The organism is Streptomyces sp. BYX5S (assembly GCF_054724165.1).
This window is the reverse complement of the sequence record NZ_CM138829.1, coordinates 4,285,279-4,302,833: the sequence shown is the minus strand read 5'-3', so window position 1 is coordinate 4,302,833 and position 17,555 is coordinate 4,285,279. Positions and strand designations below refer to the sequence as shown.

Annotated in this window: 16 protein-coding genes; 10 read left to right on the top strand and 6 right to left on the bottom strand. The window is 73.5% G+C overall.

Features of this window, described 5'->3' with window-relative positions; translation table 11 throughout:
• Window positions 1-12 precede the first annotated feature (12 nt).
• Both ACYBSK_RS19635 and ACYBSK_RS19630 read left to right on the top strand, forming a co-directional pair.
• Complete coding sequence (locus ACYBSK_RS19635; protein WP_457478466.1) at window positions 13-1,020, top strand: D-2-hydroxyacid dehydrogenase; 1,008 nt, start codon at window positions 13-15, stop codon at window positions 1,018-1,020.
• Window positions 1,017-2,480, top strand: a complete 1,464-nt coding sequence (locus ACYBSK_RS19630) for an amidase (protein ID WP_460242659.1) — start codon at window positions 1,017-1,019, stop codon at window positions 2,478-2,480. Before ACYBSK_RS19635 ends, ACYBSK_RS19630 begins: the two co-directional genes overlap by 4 nt.
• 338 nt (window positions 2,481-2,818) lie before the next feature.
• Here the strand turns inward: ACYBSK_RS19630 and ACYBSK_RS19625 are convergent, their stop codons facing one another.
• Window positions 2,819-3,802, bottom strand: a complete 984-nt coding sequence (locus ACYBSK_RS19625; RefSeq protein ID WP_460242658.1) for an alpha/beta hydrolase family protein — start codon at window positions 3,800-3,802, stop codon at window positions 2,819-2,821.
• Window positions 3,803-3,872: 70 nt separating this feature from the next.
• On the opposite strand from ACYBSK_RS19625, the gene ACYBSK_RS19620 reads away from it, so the two are divergent.
• Together ACYBSK_RS19620 and ACYBSK_RS19615 are read left to right on the top strand one after the other, a co-directional pair.
• On the top strand, window positions 3,873-4,250 hold the full coding sequence (locus tag ACYBSK_RS19620) for a MerR family transcriptional regulator (RefSeq protein WP_457478463.1): 378 nt from the start codon (window positions 3,873-3,875) through the stop codon (window positions 4,248-4,250).
• A 9-nt stretch (window positions 4,251-4,259) separates the two neighbouring features.
• A complete protein-coding gene (locus tag ACYBSK_RS19615; protein ID WP_457478462.1) occupies window positions 4,260-4,775 on the top strand; it encodes a putative immunity protein in 516 nt (171 codons plus the stop codon).
• 90 nt (window positions 4,776-4,865) lie between these two features.
• On the opposite strand, the gene ACYBSK_RS19610 is transcribed toward ACYBSK_RS19615, so the two are convergent.
• Together ACYBSK_RS19610 and ACYBSK_RS19605 are read right to left on the bottom strand one after the other, a co-directional pair.
• Window positions 4,866-5,387: a DUF3830 family protein gene (locus ACYBSK_RS19610; protein ID WP_457478461.1), complete on the bottom strand. Its 522-nt coding sequence runs from the start codon at window positions 5,385-5,387 to the stop codon at window positions 4,866-4,868.
• A gap of 68 nt (window positions 5,388-5,455) precedes the next feature.
• Entirely contained in the window at window positions 5,456-6,940 is a 1,485-nt protein-coding gene (locus ACYBSK_RS19605) for an NAD-dependent succinate-semialdehyde dehydrogenase (RefSeq protein WP_460242657.1), read from the bottom strand.
• A gap of 224 nt (window positions 6,941-7,164) precedes the next feature.
• Here ACYBSK_RS19605 and ACYBSK_RS19600 point away from each other — a divergent pair, with 224 nt between their 5' ends.
• The gene (locus ACYBSK_RS19600) at window positions 7,165-8,433 is read left to right on the top strand and encodes an aspartate aminotransferase family protein (RefSeq protein WP_460242656.1); all 1,269 of its coding nucleotides are present in this window, start codon (window positions 7,165-7,167) and stop codon (window positions 8,431-8,433) included.
• A gap of 126 nt (window positions 8,434-8,559) precedes the next feature.
• The gene (locus tag ACYBSK_RS19595; protein ID WP_460242655.1) at window positions 8,560-11,508 is read left to right on the top strand and encodes an FAD-binding and (Fe-S)-binding domain-containing protein; all 2,949 of its coding nucleotides are present in this window, start codon (window positions 8,560-8,562) and stop codon (window positions 11,506-11,508) included.
• A 30-nt stretch (window positions 11,509-11,538) separates the two neighbouring features.
• Here the strand turns inward: ACYBSK_RS19595 and ACYBSK_RS19590 are convergent, their stop codons facing one another.
• A complete protein-coding gene (locus ACYBSK_RS19590; RefSeq protein ID WP_460242654.1) occupies window positions 11,539-11,937 on the bottom strand; it encodes a PPOX class F420-dependent oxidoreductase in 399 nt (132 codons plus the stop codon).
• Between the two features lie 135 nt (window positions 11,938-12,072).
• Between ACYBSK_RS19590 and ACYBSK_RS19585 the strand changes: the two genes are divergently transcribed.
• On the top strand, window positions 12,073-12,645 hold the full coding sequence (locus ACYBSK_RS19585; protein WP_457478456.1) for a dihydrofolate reductase family protein: 573 nt from the start codon (window positions 12,073-12,075) through the stop codon (window positions 12,643-12,645).
• A gap of 52 nt (window positions 12,646-12,697) precedes the next feature.
• Here the strand turns inward: ACYBSK_RS19585 and ACYBSK_RS19580 are convergent, their stop codons facing one another.
• Both ACYBSK_RS19580 and ACYBSK_RS19575 read right to left on the bottom strand, forming a co-directional pair.
• A complete protein-coding gene (locus ACYBSK_RS19580) occupies window positions 12,698-13,351 on the bottom strand; it encodes a histidine phosphatase family protein (RefSeq protein ID WP_460242653.1) in 654 nt (217 codons plus the stop codon).
• Between the two features lie 82 nt (window positions 13,352-13,433).
• Complete coding sequence (locus tag ACYBSK_RS19575) at window positions 13,434-14,267, bottom strand: oxidoreductase (protein ID WP_460242652.1); 834 nt, start codon at window positions 14,265-14,267, stop codon at window positions 13,434-13,436.
• Between the two features lie 105 nt (window positions 14,268-14,372).
• On the opposite strand from ACYBSK_RS19575, the gene ACYBSK_RS19570 reads away from it, so the two are divergent.
• Genes ACYBSK_RS19570 through ACYBSK_RS19560 form a run of 3 tightly spaced genes read left to right on the top strand, consistent with a single transcriptional unit; the run spans window position 14,373 to window position 17,548 of the window.
• Window positions 14,373-15,302 carry a LysR family transcriptional regulator gene (locus ACYBSK_RS19570; RefSeq protein WP_460242651.1) on the top strand — a complete coding sequence of 310 codons (930 nt, stop codon included), beginning with the start codon at window positions 14,373-14,375 and terminating at the stop codon, window positions 15,300-15,302.
• Between the two features lie 55 nt (window positions 15,303-15,357).
• Window positions 15,358-15,957 (top strand): putative immunity protein, encoded by a 600-nt coding sequence (locus tag ACYBSK_RS19565; protein WP_460242650.1) that lies wholly within the window; start codon window positions 15,358-15,360, stop codon window positions 15,955-15,957.
• 10 nt (window positions 15,958-15,967) lie between these two features.
• Window positions 15,968-17,548, top strand: a complete 1,581-nt coding sequence (locus ACYBSK_RS19560; RefSeq protein ID WP_460242649.1) for an isocitrate lyase/phosphoenolpyruvate mutase family protein — start codon at window positions 15,968-15,970, stop codon at window positions 17,546-17,548.
• Window positions 17,549-17,555: the final 7 nt, after the last annotated feature.

Genomic DNA, 17,555 nt, shown 5'->3' with positions numbered 1-17,555 from the left:
CTAAGGACCGCCGTGCCGAAGACCGAGAAATCCCGCGTTCTGGTGCTCGCCGACCACCGGCCGAACGGCCTGGAGGAGGTGGCCGACCACGCCGAACTCGTCTGCATCCCCGAGGATCGGCTGGCCGCCGAACTTCCCGACGCCGATGCGCTGTTGGTGTGGGAGTTCGGCACCGAGGCGCTGCCCGCCGCCTGGCCCGAGCGGGGCGGCCCGCGCTGGGTGCACACCGCGAGCGCCGGTGTGGACCGGCTGATGTTCCCCGCCCTGCGCGAATCCGACGCGATCCTCACGAACTCCCGAGGCGTCTTCGAACAGCCGATCGCCGAGTACGTCGCGGGGCAGATCATCGCCCTCGCCAAGGACTTCGCCGGCACCTACGACCGCCAGCGCCAGAAGGTCTGGCAGCACCGCGTCACCCAGCGCGTCTGGGGCACCCGCGCCGTCGTGCTCGGCGGCGGCCCCATCGGCCGGGCCGTCGTGCGCACCCTGCGCGCGCTCGGCATCGACACCGAGCTGGTCGGCCGCACCCGCAGGGACGACGACCCCGAGATCGGCACCGTGCACGCCTTCGACGCGCTCGACGAGCTGCTCGCGCGCGCCGACTGGGTGGTCTGCGCGGCGCCACTGACCGAACAGACACAGGATTTGTTCGACGCCACCACATTCGGCCGAATGAAGCGCGGCGCGCGTTTCGTCAACGTCGGCCGCGGCCCGATGGTCGTCGAGAAGGACCTGCTCTCCGCCCTGGAGGAGGGCCAGTTGGGTGGCGCCGCGCTCGACGTGTTCCGGCAGGAGCCGCTGCCCGCCGACCACCCGCTGTGGGACGCGCCGAACCTGCTCGTCTCCCCGCACATGTCGGCCGACACCGACACCTGGCTCGACGACCTCGCCGAGGTCTTCGCCGACAACTTCGCGCGCTGGCGCGCGGGCCGTCCACTGCGCAATGTCGTGGACAAGGAACTGGGTTACGTACCGGTCGCGGACGCCTCGCGGGCCGCGGGCAAGGAGGGCTCCCGATGACCAGCACCACCACCAGCGTCCCCACCACACCCAGCGCCCCGCGCGAACCGTACGCGCTGACCGCCACCGAACTCCTCGCCGTGTACGACAGCGGCGAGCTGTCGCCGGTCGAGGCGACGACCTCCGTGCTCGACCGCATCGAGGCGGCGGACGGCAGGTTCAACGCGTTCTGCCTCGTCGACCGGGACGGGGCGCTCGCCCAGGCGCGCGCGAGCGAGGAGCGCCGTCGGCGCGGCGAGAGCCTCGGTCTCCTCGACGGCGTGCCGACGTCGATCAAGGACCTGATGCTCACCAAGGGACACCCCACCCTGCGCGGTTCCCTCAGCGTTTCCCCCGACCGCGACTGGGACGAGGACGCGCCCTGCGTCGCCCGCATGCGGCAGCAGGGCGCCGTGTTCGTCGGCAAGACGACGACGCCGGAGTTCGGCTGGAAGGGCGTCACCGACAACCCGCTGACCGGCATCACCCGCAACCCTTGGGACCCCTCGACCACGGCGGGCGGCTCCTCGGGCGGCAGCTCCGCGGCCGTCGCCGCGGGGATGGCCCCGCTGTCCGTGGGCACCGACGGCGGCGGCTCGGTCCGTATCCCGGCCGCGTTCTGCGGCATCTTCGGCATGAAGCCCACGTACGGGCGGATCCCGCTCTACCCGGCCAGCCCGTTCGGCACTCTCGCGCACGCGGGCCCGATGACCCGCACCGTCGAGGACGCGGCCCTTCTCATGGACGTCCTGACCGGCTTCGACAGCCGCGACTGGTCGGCCCTCGACGCGCCGCGCGGCAGCTACCGCGGCGCCGTCGCCGAGGCCGTCGCCGAGGGCTCGCTGCGCGGCCTGCGCATCGCCTACGCGCCGACCCTCGCGGGCGCCCCCGTGGACCCGCAGGTCGCGGAGCGCGTCGCCGCCGTCGCCCGGCTCCTCGCCAACCTCGGCGCGGACGTCGAGGAGGCGGACCCCGGCTTCAGCGACCCCGTGGAGGCGTACCACACGCTGTGGTTCTCCGGCGCCGCGAAGGTCGTCGAGCACCTGAGCGCCGAGCAGTTCGCGCGGCTGGACCCCGGGCTCCAGGAGGTGTGCCGCGAGGGCGCCGCGAAGAGCGCCCTCGACTACCTGGGCGCCGTCGACACGCGCATGGCGCTGGGCGTGCGCATGGGGCGCTTCCACGAGACGTACGACCTGCTGCTCACGCCCGCCGTACCGATCACCGCGTTCGAGGCGGGCGCCGAGGTGCCGGCCGGGAGCGGCCACCGGCGCTGGACGGGCTGGACCCCGTTCACCTACCCCTTCAACCTCACCCAGCAGCCCGCCTCCACCGTCCCCTGCGGCCTGACCGACGCGGGCCTCCCGGTGGGCGCCCAACTCGTCGCCGCCCGCCACGCCGACGAACTGGTACTCCGCGCCTCAGCCCTCCTCCACGCGGCCCTGCGCGCCTCGGGGGCGGCCACCACGACCCCGGTCGGCTGACCCGCCCGAGCCCCGGCGCCGGCCGAGCCATTCCGTCTCCGGCGGCGATGGAGCCGATCCAGTCCCGGCGCCGGCCGAGCCATTCCGGCCCCGACGGCGGTGGGGCCGATTCAATCCCGCGGTGTCCGACCGGATCCAGTCCCGGCGCCGGTCCAGCCAATCCGGCCCCGGCGCCGGTTGAACCAATCCAGCCCTGGCGCCGGTCCAGCCATTTAAGCCCCTGCGGCGATTGAGCAGCGGGGTCCGGGGCAGAGCCCCGAGACGTCCACCCGGGCGCACGGGCTGGGTGCCCCACACCGTGCTCACCAGGCGCGGCCCCGCCTGACCTCAACCACCGGTCACCACCGGCCCCGGGCCGCGCCTTTGGACTCGATCCGGCCCAACGGGTTCTCGCCGCCCGCGAGTTCGTCCCGTACCACCTCCCAGTCGACGCCACCGAGCCCCAGCGCACGCCGCAGATACGCCGTGGTGACCCGCTGCACGAGCGCGACGTGCGCCGGATACTCGTCGGTCGTCTCCGCGACTTCGTAGCCCGAGATCCCACCGAGGAAGTGCTCGGCTCCGAAGAGCGTGAGCAGACTCTTGTCGCCGGGGCTGAGCTCGTACGGATCCCTCGTCCAGTCCGCACCCCGCACGGTCAGCGGCAGCACGTCCTTGTCCCCGGAGACGACCAGCGCAGGCGCGGTCATCCCCGAGAAGTCGGGATCCCGCAGCCAGGGCAGGTTCTCGGCGGCGTACGGGGTCAGGGAGTCGCCGCCCGCGCCGGCCGTGGCCAGCAGCACGCCGGCCGTGGCCAGCAGCACGCCGGCCGTGACCCGCGGATCGGACAGGTCCGGCGCCGCCCCCGTCTCCGGATCGCGCACCCGCAACCCCAGCAGCACCCCGGCCGTCTGGCCGCCGAACGAGTGCCCGGCGGCGGCGATCCGGCCGCGGTCCGTACGGCCCGGCAGCCCGGGAACGGCCGCTTCGAGCGCGTCGAGGTGGTCGAGGACCACCCTCATGTCCTCGACCCGGTACCGCCACAGCGCGGGCCTGCGCGGATCGTCCTCGGCGAGACCGAGCGTCCGGGAGTCGAGATGCGTCGGCTGCACGACGACGAACCCGTGCGCCGCCCAGTGGTCGGCCAGCGGCCCGTACCCCTCCAACGAGGAACCGAAGCCGTGCGCGAGGAGCACGATCGGCAGCCCGTGCCCGCTCACGGGCGCCGTCACGCGCACCCGCAGGCCTCCGTCGTGATGGGGCGCGGGCAGCACGACCGGCTTGACCGAGACGATGGGAGCGGGGGACGGCACAGAGACCGATGCGGTGTTCAGCGTGTTCATGCGCGCTACGCTAAAACCTGACGTCGACGTCAGAGGCAAGGGGCGCGGCCCGACCGGCAAGGAGGCGCACGTGCGCATCGGTGAACTCGCCGCCAGGACGGGCGTCAGCGTCCGGGCGCTGCGCTACTACGAACAGCACGACCTGCTGGCCGCGGACCGCAGCCCCAGCGGCCAGCGCCTCTACCCGGACCAGGCCGTCGACCGGGTCCTGCTGATCCAACAGCTCTACGCCGCCGGGCTGTCGAGCCGCACCATCGTCGAACTCCTGCCGTGCGTCGTGGACGGCGACGCCACCCCCGAACTGCTGGAGCGGCTGGCCGCGGAGCGGGACCGCATCGACCTCAAGATCGCCGACCTTGCCGAAACGCGGGGCCGGCTCGACGCCGTCATCGCGGGCGCCACGACGAACCTGCGCACCGGCCGCTCCTGCCGCGCCCCCGCGCCGTAGGGTGGCCCGGTGATTCTGCCCGCGATCCGCGACCCCCGCTTCATCACGCTGCGCCGCGGCGGCACGCTCACCGACGACCACCACCACCTGCTGGCGCTGTGGGCGGCCACGTGCGCCGAACACGTCCTTCCGCTCTTCGAGTCGGTCCGGCCCGACGACATCCGCCCCCGCACGGCCATCGAGCAGGTGCGCGCGTGGACGCGCGGCGAGATCCGGATGTCCGACTCCCGCGCCGCGGGCGGCCACGCCATGGCCGCGGCCCGCGTGCTCGACGGCGCGGCGCGCCACGCGGCCTTCGCGGCGGGGCAGGCGGCGGTGGTCGCGCATGTCGCCGCCCACGAACTGGGCGCCGCGGCGTACGCGATCAAGGCCGTCCGCGCGGCGGCCCCGAAGGCCGAGGCCGAGCGTGCGGGCCGGGCCGAGTGCGCCTGGCAGCGCGCCCAACTCCCGGACGCCGTCCGGGCCCTGGTGCTGGACGACCAGCGCCTGCGCAACGACATCTGCTGGTCCGTCTTCGACTGCTGACAGCCGGCCCGGAACTCGCCGTGGCGGAGGGGGCGGCGCCCGAAGGGGCGGGCCGGTCGCCCGGCCCGCCCCGCGCACACCCCTACGCGCTCACTCCGCGCGCTGGAACCTCAGCGACTCGCCGATCGCGCCCGCCCGCCACAGGTCCTGGCACGCCTCGGCGAGCCGGTCCAGGCCCTCGACGACCGAGCCCCAGACGATGCCGGGCACCCAGCCCTGGTCGCCGTTGATCAGCAGGTTGTTGCGCTCGTAGAACAGCGCGAGGTCGACGACGATGTCGCGCTCCGCGTGCGCGGCCTGGTTGCCCTGCTGCTCGGCCGCGGCCTCGTACCCGTACGAGGCCGTGCTCATCTGGGTGTTGGAGAACGTGAAGTAGCACAGATCCCCGGGGATCGGCGTGATCGTCGGGTTCTCCAGCGGGGGCTCCTGCGGGGCGAAGGCCGGGACGAGGGTGTAGATCTCGTTGCGCGCGTACTTGGCGTGGTAGACGTCGCTGCCCAGCGGCAGGGCGTTCCAGATCGCCTCGCAGGTGATCGGGGCACGGTCGTCGAGCAGCTTCGCGGTGGCGGTGACGCCGCGCTTGGGCAGGGAGACCTCGATGAAACGGTCCATGGATGCAGTCGCTCCGGTCTGGTCGATGATCAACGTACGGGGAAGGTAGGCCGGTTGACGCCCGGCTGTCAGCCGAGCGGCATCGCCAGGTAGCGCGTCTCCAGGAATTCGTCGATGCCGACGCGGCCGCCCTCACGGCCGAGCCCGGAGGCCTTCACGCCGCCGAACGGGGCCGCCGGGTTCGACACGACACCCTTGTTGAGGCCGACCATGCCGGTCTCCAGCCGCTCGGAGAGCCGGAACGCACGCTCCAGGTTCTCCGTGAACAGGTACGAGACCAGCCCGTACTCGGTGTCGTTGGCCGCCGCGACGACCTCGTCCTCGTCGGTGAACGTGAGGATAGGGGCCACGGGGCCGAAGATCTCCTGGCTCATCAGGGCGGACTCGGGGGAGACGTCGGTGAGGACGGTCGGCGTGTAGAAGTAGCCGTCGCCCTCCGCGCGTTCGCCTCCCGTGAGGATCTTGGCGCCGCGCTCGACGGCGTCGGCGACCAGTTCCTCGACCTTGCCGCGGCCCGCCTCGTCGATCAGCGGGCCGACCGTCACGCCGTCCTCGGTGCCGCGGCCCACGCCGAGCGCCGCCATCCGCGCGGCGAGCCGCTCCGCGAACTCGCCCGCCACCGACTCGTGGACGTACATCCGGTTCGCGGCCGTGCACGCCTCGCCGATGTTGCGCATCTTGGCGGCCATCGCGCCCTCGACGGCCTTGTCCAGGTCGGCGTCCTCGCACACGATGAACGGCGCGTTGCCCCCCAGCTCCAGCGAGACCCGCAGTACCTGCTCCGCGCTCTGCTCGATGAGCAGCCGGCCCACCGCGGTGGAACCGGTGAAGGACAGCTTGCGCACGACCCCGCCGCGCAGCAAGGGCTCGACGACCTCACCGGGACGCGACGTCGTCAGTACGTTCAGGACACCCGCGGGGACGCCCGCCTCGGTCATGATCTCGGCGAGCTTCAGCATCGTCAGCGGCGTCTGCTCCGCGGGCTTCACGATCATCGTGCAGCCCGCCGCGATCGCCGGACCGATCTTCCGGGTGCCCATCGCGAGCGGGAAGTTCCACGGCGTGATCAGCAGCACCGGGCCCACCGGGCGCTTCATCACGACGAAGCGGTCCTTGCCGTCGGGGGAGGCCTGGTAGCCGCCCTCGATACGCACGGCCTCCTCGGCGAACCAGCGGAAGAACTCGGCGGCGTACGCCACTTCACCGCGCGCCTCCGCCAGCGGCTTGCCCATCTCCAGCGTCATCAGGAGCGCCAGCTCGTCCTGGCGCTCCATCAGGAGTTCGTAGCCGCGGCGCAGGATCTCGCTGCGCTCGCGCGGCGCCGTGGCCGCCCAGGACTCCTGCGCGGCGCCCGCCGCCTCGGCCGCAGCGTGCGCGTCCTCGACGCCCGCGTCGGCCACCGTGCGCAGCTCACGGGCGACCGAGGGGTCCTCGACGCCGAAGGTCGCGCCGGAGGCCGCGGGGCGCCAGCTACCGCCGATGAACAGTCCGTCGGGCACGGAGGCGACGACGGCCCGCTCGCGCTGTGTCTGCTGTTCGGTCACTGCACTCACTTCGACTCCCGTGGTTTTGGAACTCCCGGCCCGGCTCACTCGTGGACAGCCGCCGAATTGCATGCTTGCATGAGTGTAGGTTGTTGACAATCCTACGACGCGGCCCGATGTTGATCTCGGTAGCAGGTCAGCGCAAGGGCAGCAGAGCAAGTCCGTAGAAGGTCCGTGCAGATCCGTGCAGATCCGTCCGTGAAACACCGCGGTCACCGAGCGAGGAGCCGTCCATGAGTGCCTTGTCCCCCGTCCTCAAGCAGGCCACCCCCGTCCTGGCCGAACGCGGCGAGGGTGTTTACCTCTACGACGAGTCCGGCCGCGCCCACCTGGACTTCACCGCCGGCATCGGCGTCACGTCCACGGGGCACTGCCACCCGAAGGTGGTCGCCGCGGCGCAGGAGCAGGTCGGCAAGCTCATCCACGGCCAGTACACGACCGTGATGCACAAGCCGCTGCGCACCCTCAGCGAGCGCCTGGGAGAGGTACTTCCCAGCGGTCTCGACTCACTCTTCTTCGTGAATTCCGGATCGGAGGCCGTCGAGGCCGCGATGCGGCTCGCGAAGCAGGCCACCGGCCGCCCCAACATCGTCGCCTTCCAGGGCGGCTTCCACGGCCGCACACTCGCCGCCGCGTCGATGACCACGTCGGCCACCAAGTTCCGCTCCGGGTACGGGCCGCTGATGTCGGGCGTCGCGCTCGCGCCGTTCCCCGCCGCGTTCTACTACGGCTGGGACGAGGAGACCGCGACGAAGTTCGCGCTGCGCGAGCTGGACCAGCTGCTCGCCACCGTCACCGCGCCCGCCGACACCGCCGCGTTCATCGTCGAACCGGTCCTCGGCGAGGGCGGCTACGTGCCCGCCAACACGGCCTTCCTGCGCGGCCTGCGCGAGCGCGCGGACCGGCACGGCATCCTGCTGATCATCGACGAGGTGCAGACCGGGTTCGGCCGCACCGGCAAGTTCTGGGGCCACGACCACTTCGACGGCAAGCCCGACATCATCGTCACCGCCAAGGGCCTCGCCAGCGGCTTCCCGCTGTCCGCCATCGCGGCGCCCAAGGAACTCATGGCGCGTGCCTGGCCGGGCTCGCAGGGCGGCACGTACGGGGGCAACGCGGTGGCGTGCGCCGCCGCCATCGCCACGCTCGACGTCGTCCAGGAGGAGAAGCTCGTCGAGAACGCCCGCGAGCGCGGCGAGCAGCTCTTCGCCGGCCTGCGCGAGGTCGCCGAGTCCTACCCGGTCGGCGACAAGGGCGGCATCGGCGACGTCCGCGGCCTCGGCCTGATGGCGGGCACCGAGTTCGTCACCGCCGACGGCGAGCCGGACGGGGCCACCGCCGCCCGCGTCCACGCGGCCGCCGCCGAGCGAGGGCTTCTCCTGCTCACCTGCGGGACGCAGGGCCAGGTCGTCCGGATGATCCCGCCGCTCGTCGTCAACGGCGAACAGATCGACGAGGGCCTGCGCCTGTGGCGCGAGTCCGTGACGTCGGTCCTCGGCTGACGCCACGGCCGAACCCGTCGCCCTGCGAGTGATCGGGCCGCCCCTCTCCGGGGCGGCCCCGGTGCGGGCGGCGGTTCCGCACCACCCGTGCCCACCCGTCCCCGACACCACGCCCGAAGGAGCCCCATGTCCGCCCCCGCCGCCCCCTCCGCAACCGCCGCGCCGCGCCCCGACGCCCCCGACCCGGCGACGCTGCGCAGGCTGGAGGAGGCGCTGCGGGCGGCCGTCCCGCGGGGCGAGGTCGCCTTCGGTACGCGCCGGCGCGCCGAGTACGCGCAGGACGCCTCCGTCTACCGGCAGGTGCCCGCGGCCGTCGTCCTGCCCGCCGACACCGACGAGTTGGCCGCCGCGCTCGCCGCCTGCCACAGCCTCGATGTGGCGGTCACCCTGCGCGGCGCCGGCACCTCCATCGCGGGCCAGGCCGTCGGCGACGGCGTCGTCATCGACACCTCCCGCTCACTGAACCGCATCCTCCACATCGACGCCGAGGCCCGCACCGCACGCGTCGAACCCGGCGTCGTCCTCGACCGCCTCCAGGACGCCTGCAAGCCGCACGGCCTGCGCTTCGGCCCCGACCCCTCCACCCACGCCCGCTGCACCATCGGCGGCATGATCGGCAACAACGCCTGCGGCACCCACTCCGTCGCCTGGGGCCGCACCGCCGACAACATCGTCGAACTCGACGTCCTCACCTACGACGGCGAACGCATCCGCCTGCGCTCCCTCGACGCCGACGCACTCCAGCAGGTCATAGAAGCAGGCGGGCGCACCGGCGAGATCCACGCCCGCCTGCGGGACCTGCGCGACCGGCATCTGGCCATGCTGCGCACCGAGTTCGGCCGCTTCCGCCGCCAGGTCTCCGGCTACAGCCTCGAACACCTCCTGCCCGAGAAGGGCTTCGACCTCGCCGCGGCGATGGTCGGCACCGAGGGCACCTGCGCGGTCGTCGTCTCGGCCACCGTCAAGCTCGTCGACCTCCCCGCCCGCCGCACCCTCGTGGCCCTCGGCTTCGCCGACCTCCCGGCCGCCGGGGACGCCGCCCGCCACGTCCTGCGCCACGACCCCATCGCCTGCGAGGGCCTCGGCGGCGACCAGGTCGCGGCGCTGCGCCGCAACGTGCCCGACGCCCGCCCCGAGGAGATGCTCCCCGAAGGCGCGGGCTGGCTGCTGTGCGAGTTCGGCCACGCGGACGCGACCCCCGACCCGGACGCCGAACAGGCCCGCGCGGACGCCCTGGTGAAGGACACCGGCGCCGTCGACGTCCGCCTCGTACAGGACCCCCGGGATCAGGCCGCCCTGTGGCGCATCCGTGAGGACAGCTCCGGCCTCGCCACCCGCGCCCCCGACGGCTCCGAGGCCTGGCCCGGCTGGGAGGACTCCGCCGTCCCCGTCGAACACCTCGGCGACTACCTGCGCGACCTGGCGGACCTCCTGGACAGCCACGGCCTCCAGGGCACCCCCTACGGTCACTTCGGCGAAGGCTGCGTACACATCCGCATCGACTTCGACCACGGCACCGCCGAGGGCGTACGCGTCTTCCGGGCGTTCATGAAGGACGCCGCCGAACTCGTCGCCGAGCACGGCGGCACGCTCTCCGGCGAGCACGGCGACGGCCAGGCCCGCGCCGAGTTCCTGCCGCTCGTCTACAGCGAGCAGGCCATCACCGCGTTCGGCGAGTTCAAGGCGGTCTGGGACCCGGATAACCGGCTCAACCCCGGCATCCTCGTCCACCCCCGCCCCGCCGACGAACGCCTGCGCATCACCGCGGGCCACCGCCCCACCCTCGCCCTCACCACCACGCTCGCCCTCGCCGAGGACGACGGCGACCTCACGAAGGCGCTGCGCCGCTGCGTCGGCGTCGCCAAGTGCCGCACCGCGTCCGGCGGCGTGATGTGCCCCAGCTACCGGGCCACCGGCGACGAGAAGGACTCCACGCGCGGGCGCGCACGCGTGCTCTACGAAATGGTGCAGGGCGACGTCATCACCGACGGCTGGCAGTCCGAGGAGGCCGCGGAGGCCCTCGACCTGTGCCTGTCCTGCAAGGGCTGCAAGAGCGACTGCCCCGTCGGCGTCGACATGGCGTCCTACAAGGCGGAGTTCCTGCACCACCACTACCAGGGAAAGCGCCGCCCCGCCTCCCACTACGCCCTCGGCTGGCTGCCGCTGTGGTCCCACCTCGCGGGCCTCGCGCCGGGCCTCGTCAACACGCTGACGGGCAACAAGAAGGCGGCCTCACTCCTCAAGAAGGCGGGCGGCATCGCCCCGGAGCGCCCCGTCCCGCCGTTCGCCGCGCGCCGCTTCCGTACGAGCTTCAAGAAGCGCCCCAGCACGCCCGCGCCCGGCAGCCGCGGCAAGGTCCTCCTCTGGCCCGACACCTTCACGGAGTTCATGTCGCCCGAGGTCGGCCGCGCCGCCGTCCTGGTCCTCGAACACGCGGGCTTCGAGGTGGTCCTCCCGCCCGACCGCCTGTGCTGCGGCCTGACCTGGCACACGACGGGCCAACTCGACATGGCGAAGCGGGTGCTGGAACGCACCCTGAAGGCCGTTGACCCCTACCTCCGGGAAGGCATGCCGCTCATCGGTCTGGAGCCCAGCTGCACATCGCTGTTCCGCACCGACGCCACGGAACTGTTCCCCGGCGACCCGCGCGCGGAGCGCCTCGCCGCGCAGACCATGACGCTCGCCGAACTCCTCGACCAGCGCGCCCCCGACGTCGACTTCGGCCGCCTTGACGACGTCACCACCCTCACGCAGACCCACTGCCACCAGCACGCCACACTCGGCAGCAAGGCCGACGACCGGGTCCTCGCCCGCGTCGGCGTCGACAGCGGCCGCCTCGACTCCGGCTGCTGCGGCCTCGCCGGCAACTTCGGCTTCGAGGACGGCCATTACGACGTGTCGGTCGCCGTCGGCGAACAAGCGCTGCTGCCCGCCCTGCGCGAGGCCCCCGACGACACCGTGGTCCTCGCTGACGGCTACAGCTGCCGCACCCAGATCACCCAGCTCTCCGAACGGCGCCCGCGCCACCTCGCGGAACTGCTGAGGCAGGCGCTGACGTCGCGGCGCGGCGACTGACCGGGGCGGCGGGGCCGGGCGCCCGGACGGTCAGAAAGTGATCTCCAGGCCGATGACGGGGTGCCTGCGGTGGCGTCCGGTCGCCGCCGAGTACCAGTCACCGATCCGGGCCATCACGTACTTCTTGCGCAACAGGGCGCCCGCCTTCTTCGTCCCCTCCTCGTCCAGCACCCGCCCCTGCCCCTCGGCACGGGCGGCGCCGGGCGCGACGCGGCCGCGCAGATCGCAGACGACGACCTCGGCCCGCGGGTCGCGGCGCAGCCGCTTCACCTTCCAGGCCGCGGCCGCACTGCGCACATACAGCCGGTCCCCGTCCACCGCGTGCCAGACCGGGGTGGCCACCGGGGTGCCGTTCTTGCGGTACGTGATGAGGCTGACGTAACGGGCGCGGCGCAGCGCCGCCAGTGTGTCGGGATCGAGTGAGGTCACGAGGCGGACGCTACACGCCGCCCCGCGTGCGTGCCCCGCCGTATTTCGATGAGTTCTGCCGCGCCCGCCGGTCCATGAGTGTGAGATGGGTGCAGAGCCGACCACCGAACGGTGCAGATTCAGGGGAGTCCCGCCATGCGTACGTTGATCAGCACAGCCTTCGTGTCCCTCGACGGTGTCATGGAAGCGCCGGGCGGCGAGCCCGGATACCGCAATTCCGGATGGACCTTCAAGGGCATCGACTTCCTCCCGGAGGCCTTCGAGATCAAGGGCCGGGAGCAGACCGAGGCCACCGCGATGCTCCTCGGCCGCGTCAGCTACGAGGCGTTCAGCCCGGTGTGGCCTGGCATGGAGGAGTTCGCCGAGTACAAGACGATGCCCAAGTACGTGGTGTCCACCACCCTCAAGTCCGGTGACCTGGTCTCCGACTGGGGCGAGACCACGATCCTGCGCTCCCTCGACGAGGTGGCGGCCCTGAAGGAGACCGAGGGCGGCCCGATCATCGTGCACGGCAGCGCCACCCTCAACCAGAACCTCTCCGACGCCGGCCTCATCGACCGCTACCACCTGCTGGTCTTCCCGCTGCTCCTCGGTGCGGGCAAGCGCCTGTTCAGCGCCACCGACAAGGACAGCCAGCACCTGAGGCTCGTCGAGCACGAGGCGTACGCGAACGGCCTTCAGAAGAACGTGTTCGACGTCGTACGGTGACGGCGCCGCGCCGGTGATTCCCGGCGCGGCACCCGCCCGCCGCGCCGGCCGCTCAGACGGCCGCGCCGGTCGGGTCCTCCGGGCCGGGGGTCGTCGGAACGGGGCCCAGCGAGCTGCCCTCCCACACCAGCACCCGCCAGCCCTCGTCGGGGGAGCCCGACAGGACGACGATGCCGGTGTTGGCCAGGGGGTGCCGCGCGATGAAGTCCGCGTCGATGTTGTCGGCCCGCGCCGCCGACCACATACGGATGGCCGCGCCGTGGCTGACCATCGCCACCGTCGCGGCCCCCGTGCCCGCCGCCTCGGCGACGACGGAGTCGAAGCGGCTCAGCGCCTGCGCCCCGGTCTCACCGCCGGGCATGGAACGCTCGACGTCGCCCGAGGCCCAGGCCAGCGCCGTGTTCAGATACGTCGCGACCGCCTCGTCGTCGCCGCGCATCTCCAGGTCACCGGCCTTCAGCTCACGGATGCCGTCCCGCACCCGGACCTCCAGGCCGCGCGCGGCGGCCAGCGGCGCCGCCGTCAGCTGCGTGCGCACCAGCGTCGAGGCGTAGAGCGCGTCGATCGGCTCGGAGGCGAGGGCGTCGGGCAGCGCCGCGGCCTGCTCCTCGCCGAGGGCGGTGAGACCCGGGCCCGGCTCGTCCGTGTCCAGGAGGTGCTTGAGGTTGGACGGGGTCTGACCGTGCCGAACGAGCAGCAGACGCATGCGGGGAGAACCTCCACGAGATCGACGAGTGGACCTCCACTGTGCCACCCGCCCCACAGGTCCAGGTCAGCGGCGCGGGATCTCAGTCGTCGAAGTCGGTGGAGCGGGCGAGCTTCTCCCAGGCGGCGAGCTCCGCGCGGGAACGCTCCAGGTGGTCGCCGATCGCGTCGACGGCGTCGTTGCCGAGCGGCAGCCGCAGCGGCGGCTCGTCGGCGTCCACGGCGGTGAGGAGCGCGGCCGCGGCCTTCGCCGGGTCACCGGGCTCCCGGCCGCTGCCGCCCGGCAGCCCGGACAGCACGGGCCCCACCGTCTCCCGGTAGGCATCCACGCCAGTGCCGGGCGGCAGCGCGGCGGCGCCCGCGAAGCCCGTACGGAACGCGCCCGGCTCGACGATCAGCACGCGGATGCCGAGCGGCGCCACCTCGGCGGCCAGCGCCTCGGAGAGCCCCTCCAGGGCGAACTTGGAGGCGCAGTACGCACCGACCCCCGCGAAGGCGAACCGGCCGCCCATGCTGGTGAGTTGGACGATGGTGCCCGAGCCCCGGCCGCGCATGTGCGGCAGCACGGCCCGGGTCAGCGCGGCCGGACCGAAGAAGTGCAGGTCCATCAGGTCCCGCAACTCCGCGTCCGAGGCCTCCTCCACCGCGCCCACACTGCCCCGCCCCGCATTGTTGACCAGCACGTCGATCCGGCCGTGCCGGGCCACCACACCGTCGACCGCCGCCCGCACGTCCCCGACGGCGGTCACGTCCAGCGTCAGCGCCTCGACCTGGTCCGGGTGCGCGGCGACCAGATCGTCGAGCGGAGCGGTACGGCGCGCGGCGGCCACCACGACATCGCCCGCGGCCACCGCCGCCTCGGTGATCGCCCGGCCGAACCCGCTGCTCGCGCCGGTGACCAGCCAAACCCTGTTCATGGTGTGCTCCTCGACCTGGGAGGGGGCCGCCGCTCTCGGCGGCCCGTCTGTGAAACACCTTGCGGTGCAAGGCAGTTGCCCGTCCAAGACCTGCCGTGATAGCCGATGGTCATGGACGTTCACGGACGGGACCTGAGGTACTTCGCCGCAGTGGCCGAGGAACTGCACTTCACGCGTGCCGCCGAGCGGCTGTACGTCTCCCAGCCCGGCTTGAGCAAGCAGATCAGGATGCTGGAGAAGCAGCTGGGGGTCGCGCTGTTCGAACGGGACCGCCGCGACGTGCGGCTCACCGAGGTCGGCGCCGCCCTGCTGCCGCATGCCCAGCGCGTCGTCGCCGAGTGGGAGGCGGCGCAGAAGACGGTCGCCAGGCTGGTCGCGGACCGGGCCGCCGCACTGGTGGTGGGGATGAGCACCAGCCCCGGGCGCGGCGGCGTGCTCCCCGCGATCCGTTCCCGCTTCACGGCCGCCCACCCCGAGGCGCGACTCAGGGTCCGCCAGGTCACCTGGGACGATCCGACCGCGGGCCTCGCGGACGGCACCAGCGACGTCGCGTTCGTCTGGCTGCCGCTGCCCGAACAGGAGCGCTACCGGTGGGTGCCGGTCGCCGAGGAACCCCGTCTCGTCGCCCTGGCCGAGACACACCCCCTCGCCGCCCACGAGACCGTCGACTTCGCCGACCTCCTCGACGAGCCGTTCCTCGCCCTGCCCGAGAGCGCCGGCCCCCTGCGCGACTACTGGCTCGCCACCGAAGCGCGCCGCGGGCGCCCCGCGGTGGTCGGCGCGGAGGTCGCCAGCACCGAGGAGACGTACGAAGCGCTCGTCGCGGAACTCGGCGTCGTCCTGCTGGCGGTCGGCAACGCGCCCCTCGTCACCCTCGGCGGTGTGGTCACCCGCCCCGTCCACGGCATCGCGCCGAGCCGCTTCGTCCTGGCCCGACGCGCCGACGACCGCCGCCTCCTGGTGCACGCGTACGTCCGCGCCTGCGAGGAGGCGACGGGAACGGGCGGGGCGGCCGAGGCCGTGGGCGCGCCCTGAGACCAGCCGAGCGCGAGCCAGGCGCGGCGCTCCGGGCCGGTGCGAGAATCGCGGCATGGCGACGACCACCGTGACCGGCGACTTCGACCTGACCATGGACGAGCTGCGGGCCGTCGCCCGGTACGCCGCGCGGAGCGCCGAGCTCGTCCTCCCCGTGTTCGAGGCGGCCGTCCCCGACGACCCGAGGCCCCGCGCGGCCGTCGACGCAGCGTGGGAGTTCGTGCGCGGCGCGAAGCGGTCCCGGCTCCAGCGCGACACCGCGCTCGACGCGCACCGGTCCGCCAAGGAGGCCGACTCCGAAGCCGTACGCCTCGCCGCGCGGGCCGCGGGCGACGCCGCCTCCGCCGCGTACCTGCACCCCCTCGCCAAGGCCACCCAGGTCGGCCACATCCTGCGCGCCGCCGCCTGCGCGGCACGGGTGGCGGAGCTGGCCGAGGGCGGCGACCCGGACGCGGGGGAGCGGGCCGTGGCCGAGGCCCGCCGCCGCGCCACGCCGCTCGTCGTCGAGGTACTGCGCCGGTATCCGGCCGCGCCGCGGGGGAAGGGCCGGGTGGCACATCTGATGAGCGCGCTCGATGCGTCCTTGCGCGGCGGCGCGGCCTCAGCGGCCGGTGGCGGCGACGGTTCGGCCGGTGCCGAAGGATCGCGCGCATAACGTCGACCGCATGAACCGAACCGTGCACGAGGTGCACCGTGACGAGGACGCGCGCGCGGCGCTCGCCGACCCGGACCTGGTGCCCGAGCTGCCGCCCGCCGCCGAGGGCCGGACGGGCGCGTCGATGGCCTGGCTGCGGGCGACCGTTCCCCGGTTCGCCTCCGGCGGGCCCCACGCCCGCCGCCGGGCGCTGGTCGAGGCCGAGCTGGCCCGCGTGGACGTGTCGCAGCTGCGCAGCGCCGCTTCCCGTCGGCCCGGAGCGACCGCCCACGACGTGGCCCACCTCCTCGCCGAAGCACTGGGCTGCCCCCGGCCGGACGCCGTGGCGGAGGCGGTCACGACCGTGGCGGGCGCCTACTTCGGTGGCGAGGATCCGGAGGCCGACGTGGCGGTGGCACGGCTGGTGGAGCTGCTGACGCCGACCGGCAGCGGGCAACGCCCCGACGGCGCGTACGACGGGGAGACGGTCGCCGCCCGGATCTGCCTCCTCGTCCAGGCCTGCGACGCCACCGCCGGCCTCGTGCGCAACGCCCGCGGCGCGGCCGGCACCCGGGCTGCTCCGCCCGGCCGGGACGTCCGGGAACTGCTCCTCGCGACCTTGCGCGACGACCCGCCCGTCCGCATTTTGCGCCGCGTCGCCGCCCGCGACACCACCGTGGCGGGAACGCGGATCGCGGCCGGGGACCTGGTCCTCCTGGACACCACCGCCACGGCCACCGAGGGCGCGCACGCCGAGGAACCCCTCGCCTTCGGCGCACCCCCACGCCTCTGCCCCGGACGCCACCACGCCCTCGCCCTCGCCGAAGGAGCCCTCATGAACCGCCACCCCCTCACCACTCCCTTCGCCCGCCTGCACCGTGGCCCCGCGCCGCTGCTGCTGCCGAACGCCTGGGACGCCGCCTCGGCCGCCGCGCTCGCCGCCGAAGGATTCGAGGCCATCGGCACCACCAGCCTCGGTGTGGCCGCCGCGGCCGGGCTGCCCGACGGCGCGGGCGTCACCGCCGACGCCACCCTCGCTCTGGCCCGCCAACTGGGCCGCGGCACCGCCCTGTTCACCGTCGACATGGAGGGCGGCTTCAGCGACGACCCGAAGGAAGTGGCGGCACTCGCGCGGGAGTTGAGCCAGGCCGGAGCCGCCGGGATCAACCTGGAGGACGGGCGCGCCGACGGCAGCCTCACCCCGGCCGAGCGGCACGCCGAGAAGATCGCCGCGGTCAAGGCCGCCGTCCCCGACCTCTTCGTCAACGCCCGCACGGACACGTACTGGCTGGGAGTCGACCACGACGCGACCGAGCAACGCCTGACCGCCTATCAGGAGGCGGGCGCCGACGGGTTGTTCGTGCCGGGTCTCGGCGAACCCGAGCGGATTCGCGCCGTGGCGTCGCGCTTCGACCTGCCGCTCAACGTCCTGTACGCACCGACGGGGCCCACCCTCGACGAACTGGCCGCACTCGGTGTCCGCCGGGTCAGTCTCGGCTCGCTGCTCTACCGAAGGGCGCTCGGTGAGGCCGTGGCCACCGCGCGCGCCGTCCGCGACGGACGACGGCCCGCCGGTGACACGCTCTCGTACCAGGACGTACAGGATCTCTGACCGACTG

What these genes read in the sequence shown, in the direction of transcription:
- ACYBSK_RS19600 (WP_460242656.1), top strand. Translation starts at nt 7,165, where the DNA reads ATGAGTGCCTTGTCCCCCGTCCTCAAGCAGGCCACCCCCGTCCTGGCC.
- ACYBSK_RS19560 (WP_460242649.1), top strand. Translation starts at nt 15,968, where the DNA reads ATGAACCGAACCGTGCACGAGGTGCACCGTGACGAGGACGCGCGCGCG.
- ACYBSK_RS19630 (WP_460242659.1), top strand. Translation starts at nt 1,017, where the DNA reads ATGACCAGCACCACCACCAGCGTCCCCACCACACCCAGCGCCCCGCGC.
- ACYBSK_RS19580 (WP_460242653.1), bottom strand. Translation starts at nt 13,351, where the DNA reads ATGCGTCTGCTGCTCGTTCGGCACGGTCAGACCCCGTCCAACCTCAAG.
- ACYBSK_RS19625 (WP_460242658.1), bottom strand. Translation starts at nt 3,802, where the DNA reads ATGAACACGCTGAACACCGCATCGGTCTCTGTGCCGTCCCCCGCTCCC.
- ACYBSK_RS19585 (WP_457478456.1), top strand. Translation starts at nt 12,073, where the DNA reads ATGCGTACGTTGATCAGCACAGCCTTCGTGTCCCTCGACGGTGTCATG.
- ACYBSK_RS19610 (WP_457478461.1), bottom strand. Translation starts at nt 5,387, where the DNA reads ATGGACCGTTTCATCGAGGTCTCCCTGCCCAAGCGCGGCGTCACCGCC.
- ACYBSK_RS19595 (WP_460242655.1), top strand. Translation starts at nt 8,560, where the DNA reads ATGTCCGCCCCCGCCGCCCCCTCCGCAACCGCCGCGCCGCGCCCCGAC.
- ACYBSK_RS19570 (WP_460242651.1), top strand. Translation starts at nt 14,373, where the DNA reads ATGGTCATGGACGTTCACGGACGGGACCTGAGGTACTTCGCCGCAGTG.
- ACYBSK_RS19575 (WP_460242652.1), bottom strand. Translation starts at nt 14,267, where the DNA reads ATGAACAGGGTTTGGCTGGTCACCGGCGCGAGCAGCGGGTTCGGCCGG.
- ACYBSK_RS19565 (WP_460242650.1), top strand. Translation starts at nt 15,358, where the DNA reads ATGGCGACGACCACCGTGACCGGCGACTTCGACCTGACCATGGACGAG.